Below are 7064 nucleotides of genomic sequence, written 5' to 3' on the forward strand. Positions count from 1 at the left end.
GCCCCGGCATCCCCGGCTTCACCCCGCCGCGCGACCCGGTCGACCTGTCGCAGGTCCGGCAGGAGCAGGCGCGCTGCCTGCTGGCCATCACCCTGGCGCATCCCTGGCTGCTGCCCGAGGTGGAGGAAGCCTTCGCCGGCCTCGAGCTGCCCGACGGCCTGCCCGCCCGGCTGCAGGCGGCGCTGCTCGGCTGGCACCATGCGGGGCACCTGCCGCATGGCCACCAGGGCGACCAGGGGGCGGGCCCGCTTGACGCCGCAGCCCTCGCGCGCCACCTGGAAGAGGTGGACGCCGAAGGCCTGGCCTGGCTGCGGCAATCCGCGCGCCTGCTGCCGGCGGCGGCGGCGCCGGAGGCCCTGCCCAAGCTGGTGGCCGACAGCTGGTGGTATTTCTTCGGCCGCTTCCGCGGCGAGGCGGCGCTCCAGGCCGAGCGCCAGGCGGCGCTGCAGGACCTGGCCGCCACCGGCAGCCCGGCGGCGCAGACCCGGCTGATCCGGCTGAACGAGCTGATCGCGGCGCAGCGCCGCGGCGAGTTCGAGGATGGCGGCGGCGAGGACACGATCTGAGGCAAGCCTCTCCTGCTTGGGCCTTCCAGATGATGGAACCGGTCTGATCGTGACCGTTCCGTATAGGCTTGGCTGTTGATTCAGGGCTTTGGTCTAGAGCGGGCGGCAGGGGACCCGTTGGCCTTTCGCCCGGGCGCTCTTGTCTTGGCGGGGGGCGGGGCGTTATGGCCGCTCTCTGTCATGTCGGTCCCCTGCATTGCTTACGGTGGGCGGGGCCGCTAGGACCAGGAAGGCATAACCGGCAAAAACCGGCCCCGGCGGGCACTTGCCGGGCGGCGTCAGACGGAGCGGATCGGCATGGCGAGCAAGGTCGCGAACGGCACCGACACTGTCGAGAACCGCGATGAGGCGGTGGAAGGGGCGCTGCTCGACACCCAGTCCGCGGCGTTCAAGAAGCTGATCGCCCGCGGCAAGGAACGCGGCTACGTCACCTATGATGAGCTGAACCAGGCGCTCCCCACCGAGCAGCTGTCCTCCGAGACGATCGAGGACAACATGGCTATCCTCAACGATCTCGGCATCAATGTCGTCGAGGCCGAGGAGACCGAGGAGGCCGAGGGCGCCGCCAAGCCCGCCGCCAAGGCCGAAGGGTCCGAGGAGGAGGAGGAGGAGGAGAGCGGCGGCAACGTGGACGAGGAGAGCCTCGGCCGCACCGACGACCCGGTCCGCATGTATCTGCGGGAGATGGGCAGCGTCGAGCTGCTCTCCCGCGAGGGCGAGATCGCCATCGCCAAGCGCATCGAGGCCGGGCGCGACATGATGATCGGCGGGCTCTGCGAGAGCCCGCTGACCTTCCAGGCCATCCTCACCTGGCACGACGCGGTCAAGGAAGGCCGCATGCTGCTGCGCGACGTCATCGACCTGGAGGCGACGGCGGCGGCCGACAGCCCGGACGTGCCGCCGCCGGCCGAGGCCGAGGAATTCGAGGAAGGCGAGGAGGGCGAGGGTATTGGCCTGTCGCTCTCCGCGCTGGAGGAGAAGCTGAAGCCCGAGGCGCTGGTCGCCTTCGAGGCGATCGAGGACCTCTACGGCAAGCTGCAGAAGCTGCAGGCCAAGCGCATGGAGGCCTATGCGGCGGGCGAGGAATTCGCCAGCCGCACCGAGAAGACCTACGAGAAGCAGCGCGTCGAGCTGGTCGCCCTGGTCGAGAAGGTGCAGCTCCACAACAACCGCATCGAGGAGCTGGTCGACCAGCTCAAGGGCCTGAACCGCCGCATCACCGGCTTCGAGGGCCAGGTGCTGCGCCTGGCCGAGGCCAGCCGCGTCAAGCGCGAGGACTTCCTGCAGCACTGGCGCGGCGCCGAGATCGACCCGGCCTGGTTCGACCGCATCGGCGGCCTCTCGGCCAAGTCCTGGAAGAACTTCATCGAGCGCTCGCGCGACGATGTCGAGCAGATCCGCACCCAGCTGGCCAACACGGCGGCGCTGACCGGCCTGCCGGTCGACGAGTTCAAGCGGGTCTATTCCACGGTCAGCCGCGGCGAGCGCGACATGACCCAGGCGAAGAAGGAGATGATCGAGGCGAACCTGCGCCTGGTGATCTCCATCGCCAAGAAATACACCAACCGCGGCCTGCAGTTCCTGGACCTGATCCAGGAGGGCAATATCGGGTTGATGAAGGCGGTCGATAAGTTCGAGTACCGCCGCGGCTACAAGTTTTCCACATACGCCACCTGGTGGATCCGGCAGGCGATCACCCGGTCGATCGCGGATCAGGCGCGGACCATCCGCATCCCGGTCCACATGATCGAGACGATCAACAAGCTGGTCCGCACCAGCCGCCAGATGCTGCACGAGATCGGCCGCGAGCCGCAGCCGGAAGAGCTGGCGGAAAAGCTCGGCATGCCGCTGGAGAAAGTGAGAAAGGTCCTGAAGATCGCCAAGGAGCCGATCTCCCTCGAGACGCCGATCGGCGACGAGGAGGACAGCCATCTGGGCGACTTCATCGAGGACAAGGCCGCCGTCATCCCGCTCGACGCCGCCATCCAGTCCAACCTGCGCGAGGCGACGACCCGGGTGCTGGCCAGCCTGACCCCGCGCGAGGAGCGGGTGCTGCGCATGCGCTTCGGCATCGGCATGAACACCGACCACACCCTGGAAGAGGTCGGCCAGCAGTTCAACGTGACCCGCGAGCGCATCCGCCAGATCGAGGCCAAGGCGCTGCGCAAGCTCAAGCACCCCAGCCGCTCGCGCAAGCTGCGCAGCTTCCTGGACAACTGACCATGGCCCTGTCGCTGGTCGAGCCCGCGATCCGCGTGGTGGTGGATGTCACCTTCCTGCGCATGGCGGCGCCGCCGGCCGACCCGGCGCCGCCGCTTCCCGCCGACCTCCGCCTGGTGCGGGTCGGGCACTGCTCGGTGCCCTTCTACCGCTATCTCTACAACACGGTGGGGCAGGACTATGTCTGGTGGCTGCGCCGTGCCACCGGCGATGCCGAGCTCGCCGCCATCCTGGGCGACCCGGCGGTCAGCATCCACGTCCTCTACCGCGACGGCGAGCCGGCCGGCTTCTTCGAACTGGAGCGCCGCGCCGCGACCTCCACCACCAACATCGCCTATTTCGGCCTGATGCCGCACATGGTGGGCAAGGGCGCCGGACCTGCCTTCCTGCGCGCCGCGGTCGACCTGGCCTGGGACGGCGCCAGCCTGGTGACGGTGAACACCTGCACCGCCGACCATCCGCGGGCGCTGCCGAACTACCAGGCCGCCGGCTTCACCAAGCTGCGCACCGTGCGCGAGGTCTGGCCGGTGCCGGTCCGCCTCGGCCTGACTGTTCCCGACCGGCTGCTGGCCTGACCGGCTGCTGGCCTGACCGGCTTTTCGGCGTCCTCCTAAGCTTCCGCTAACCGCGCCGCGGCCATCCTGCCGGGCCGCCGCACCCCACCGGCGGCCGTTCCGGAGGCGCTTCCTTGTCCGCAGCCCTGTCCGCCCCCGGCCGCCCCGTCGCGGCCGCGCGGCGCGCCGCATCGCCCTTCCGCCTGCCGCTGGCGCTGCGCCTCGGCGCCATCGCGCTGCTGGCCCTGCTGGCGCTCGGCGCCCTGGCCGGGCTGGCCGCCCGCCGCCAGTCGGCGGTGCTGGAGGAGGGGCGGGTGGCGCTGCTGCGCGCCGTGGTCGACAGCGTGCTGGCCATCGCCGCGCGCGAGGCGGCGGAGGAGCAGGCCGGCCGGCAGAGCCGCGCCGAGGCCCAGGCGGCGACGCTGCGCGCGGTGCGGGCGCTGCGCTACCGCGGCGAGGAATACGTCTTCATCACCGACATGACGCCGCGCGTGGTGCTGCATCCGGTGCGCCCGGCGCTGGAGGGGCAGGAGGTCGGCGCCACCCGCGACCCGGCCGGCTTCCCGCTGTTCCAGGCCTTCGTCGATGTCGTCCGCCGCTCCGGCCAGGGAATGGTGCCCTATCTCTGGCCCCGCCCGGGGGCCGAGCGGCCGGTGGAGAAGCTGAGCTATGTCCAGGGCTTCGCGCCCTGGGGCTGGGTGGTCGGCACCGGCATCTATGTCGACGACCTGCGCGCGGCGCAGCGCGAGCAGCTCTTCGCGCTGGGCGGCATGGCGCTGGGCGTCGGGCTGGCGCTGCTGCTGCTGGCGCTGCTGATCGGCCGCGGCATCACCCACCCGCTGGGCGCGCTGGAGCGGCGGATGCGCGGCCTTGCCGCCGGCGAGCGGGAGACCGCCGTGCCCGGCCTCGGCCGCGGCGACGAGATCGGCCGTATGGCGGAGAGCGTCGACGTCTTCCGCGCGGCGCTGCTGGAGGGCGAACGGCTGCGCGCCGAGCGCGAGGCCGGCCGCCACCAGGCCGAGGCGCAGCGCCTGGCGGCGCAGCAGGGCATGGCCGGCGAGGTGGAGGCGGCGCTGGGCAGCGTCGCCGGTGCCCTGGCAGCATCGGCCGCCAGCCTCAGCGCCGCCACCGCCAGCATGGGCCGCACCCGCGACCAGGTCGCGGCCGAGCTCGCCGGCGCCGGCGAGGCGGCCGGCCGCACCGGCAGCAATGTCGAGGCGGTGGCGGCGGCGGCCGACCGGCTGGCGCAATCGGTGTCCGCCATCGCCGCGCGGGTGACGGAAAGCGCCCAGGCCGCCGGGCGCGCCACCGCCGAGGCGCGGGCCGCGGACGAGACCGTCGGCAGCCTGGCCGAGATGGCGCGGCGCATCGGCGACGTGGTGAAGCTGATCAGCGACATCGCCGGCCAGACCAACCTGCTGGCGCTGAACGCGACGATCGAGGCGGCGCGCGCCGGCGAGGCCGGGCGCGGCTTCGCCGTGGTAGCCAACGAGGTGAAGGGGCTGGCCGGCCAGACCGCCCGCGCCACCGAGGAGATCGGCGCGCAGATCGGCGCCATGCAGCGCGCCACCGCCCAGGTGGTCGGCGCCATCCGCAATGTCGGCGGCGCCATCGAGCAGGCCAATGCGATCGGCGAGGCGATCGCCGCCGCCGCGGCCGAGCAGGGCCAGGCGACCGGCGCCATCCTGCGCCATGTCGCCGAGGCGGGGGAGGGCACCGGAAAGGCGACGGCGCGGATGGCTGCCGTGGACCGCTGCATGGCGGCCGATGTCGCAGCGCTGGAGGGGGTGCGCCAGGCCGGCGCCGCCGTCGCCGCCCAGGGCGAGGCGCTGCAGACGGCGTTGAGCGGGCTGCTGCTGCGTCTGCAGGCGGCGCCGGTCCCCGCGCAGGGGCGCGCCGCCTGAGGCGTCAGCCGGCGGCGGGCGGCGCGACCGGCGCCGCGACGGCGGGCTCGGGGGCAGCGGCAGGGGCAGGCGCAGTGGCAGGGGGCGCCGCGGCCATGGCAGCCCGGGCCTCGGCCACCGACCTCTCCAGGAAGTCGAGCAGCCCGGCGCGGTCGGCCGTCGCCGCCTGCACCTCGGCAAGGTCCTTCGGGATCGGCAGGTCCAGCGCCCGCGCCACGCCGTAATAGACGCTCGTGACATCGTCGGAGGCAAGCTTCTGCCGCTGCAGGGCGCGCTCGACCTCGAGCTGGATCTTCGCCAGGCGCAGTTCCGGATCGCGCTCGAAGGAGCGCAGGATCTGCCGCACGAAGGAGGAGCCCGGCCCGTTCATGAAGCGCGGATGCTCGTGGCGGAGCGAGCCGGCCAGCTCCGGGTCGTTGCGCAGCACGGTGTGCAGCATCTGCTGGTCGCAGGGCGTCTGGTACCACTTCTCGGCCTTGAGCAGCTTCTCCGGCTTGATGCCCTTCAGCATGGCCAGCCAGCGCTCGGCGACGATCCGGGTGTGCGGATGGGCGCAGTTGGCGAAGAAGACGCCGTCATTGACGTCCCACAGCGCCTTGGTCGCGCCATGGGTGAAGATGAAGGAATGCTCGGCCGCGCCGGCCAGGTAGCTGCGCAGGTCGTAATGGATGTCGAAGACATAGGCGTCGGAATCGAGGTGCAGGTACCAGCCCTTGTAGCCGGTATCGAGCATTTCCTTCAGCGTGATGATGCGGTTGTAGCAGGCGTGCCAGGGGTGGTAGCCGCGCAGCACCCCGTGCAGGCAGAGATAGCGGACGTCGTGCTGGATGCAGAAGGCGCGGTTCAGCTTGGAGGTGCTGCGCAGCATGGTGAAGTAGTTCACCGGGTCGGCCGACTGGACCAGGACGATGTCCTGCAGGGGCTTCAGCCTGAGCATCGGGTCACTCCCTGGCGCGCCCGGCTCAAGCGGGGCCGCACCCCAGCGAACGCCGCCGGGGGACACCGTCCCCCGGCAACCGAAAGGACTTACTTGGCCGCCGCGATCTGGCGGGAAATGATCTCGGCGGCCTGGGTGGCGTTGCCCCAGCCCTTCACCTTCACCCACTTGCCCGGCTCCAGGTCCTTGTAGCGGGTGAAGAAGTGCTCGATCGCGTCGCGCGTGATCTTCGGCAGCTCGTCCACTTCCTTCACGTCGGTGAAGGCGGTGTGGATCTTGTCATGCGGCACGCAGACCAGCTTCTCGTCCTGGCCGCTCTCGTCCTCCATGAACAGCACGCCGATCGGGCGGGCGCGGATCACGGCGCCGGGCACCACCGGGGCGGGGGCCAGCACCAGCGCGTCGGACGGGTCGCCGTCATCGGCCAGCGTGCCGGGGATGAAGCCATAGGCGGCCGGATAGGCCATCGGGGTGAACAGGAAGCGGTCGACGAAGATCGCGCCGCTCTCCTTGTCGACCTCGTACTTCACCTGGCTCCCTTGCGGGATCTCGATCACGACGTTGATGTCGTGCGGCGGGTTCTTGCCGGTGGGGAGCTTGGTCACGTCCATGGTGGGGGCGTCCGTTTCGTGGCGAGGTGGCTGAGGCTGTTAGCAAAGCCCGGGCCCAGCGGCAATTCGGCGCATCCCGCCGACACGGCCAAGCTGCCTCTTGCCGGCCGCCCCCGGCCCCGCGCACCATGCGCCGTCCGGCCGCGGGGCATGACCCTGCGCCGCCGCCAAGGGGGGAGATTGCATGACCACGCGCCGCTCGCTGCTGGCCACGGGCCTCGCCGCCCCGCTGCTCGCCCCCTTCGCCGCCCGCCCGGGGCAGGCGCAGACCA

At 71.6% G+C, this 7064-nt stretch carries 5 protein-coding genes and 1 pseudogene; 4 read left to right on the forward strand and 2 right to left on the reverse strand.

Going from position 1 to position 7064, the window contains the following annotated elements; translation table 11 throughout:
* The 4 genes and pseudogenes from BKE38_RS32095 to BKE38_RS14080 all read left to right on the forward strand — a co-directional run.
* A pseudogene (locus BKE38_RS32095) lies at positions 1 to 566 on the forward strand (DNA primase); the annotation flags it as partial.
* A gap of 297 nt (positions 567 to 863) precedes the next feature.
* A complete protein-coding gene (rpoD, locus tag BKE38_RS14070; protein WP_076957937.1) occupies positions 864 to 2786 on the forward strand; it encodes an RNA polymerase sigma factor RpoD in 1923 nt (640 codons plus the stop codon).
* A 2-nt stretch (positions 2787 to 2788) separates the two neighbouring features.
* Positions 2789 to 3361, forward strand: coding sequence for a GNAT family N-acetyltransferase (locus BKE38_RS14075; protein WP_076957938.1), 573 nt, complete (start codon positions 2789 to 2791; stop codon positions 3359 to 3361).
* A 113-nt stretch (positions 3362 to 3474) separates the two neighbouring features.
* Positions 3475 to 5244, forward strand: coding sequence for a cache domain-containing protein (locus BKE38_RS14080; protein WP_083747542.1), 1770 nt, complete (start codon positions 3475 to 3477; stop codon positions 5242 to 5244).
* A gap of 4 nt (positions 5245 to 5248) precedes the next feature.
* On the opposite strand, the gene BKE38_RS32855 is transcribed toward BKE38_RS14080, so the two are convergent.
* Together BKE38_RS32855 and ppa are read right to left on the reverse strand one after the other, a co-directional pair.
* On the reverse strand, positions 5249 to 6181 hold the full coding sequence (locus tag BKE38_RS32855) for a hypothetical protein (RefSeq protein ID WP_083747543.1): 933 nt from the start codon (positions 6179 to 6181) through the stop codon (positions 5249 to 5251).
* Positions 6182 to 6270: 89 nt separating this feature from the next.
* Positions 6271 to 6792: an inorganic diphosphatase gene (ppa, locus tag BKE38_RS14090; protein ID WP_076957939.1), complete on the reverse strand. Its 522-nt coding sequence runs from the start codon at positions 6790 to 6792 to the stop codon at positions 6271 to 6273.
* Between the last annotated feature and the right edge of the window lie 272 nt (positions 6793 to 7064).

This window comes from Teichococcus deserti, assembly GCF_001982615.1.
Lineage (GTDB): Bacteria > Pseudomonadota > Alphaproteobacteria > Acetobacterales > Acetobacteraceae > Pseudoroseomonas > Pseudoroseomonas deserti.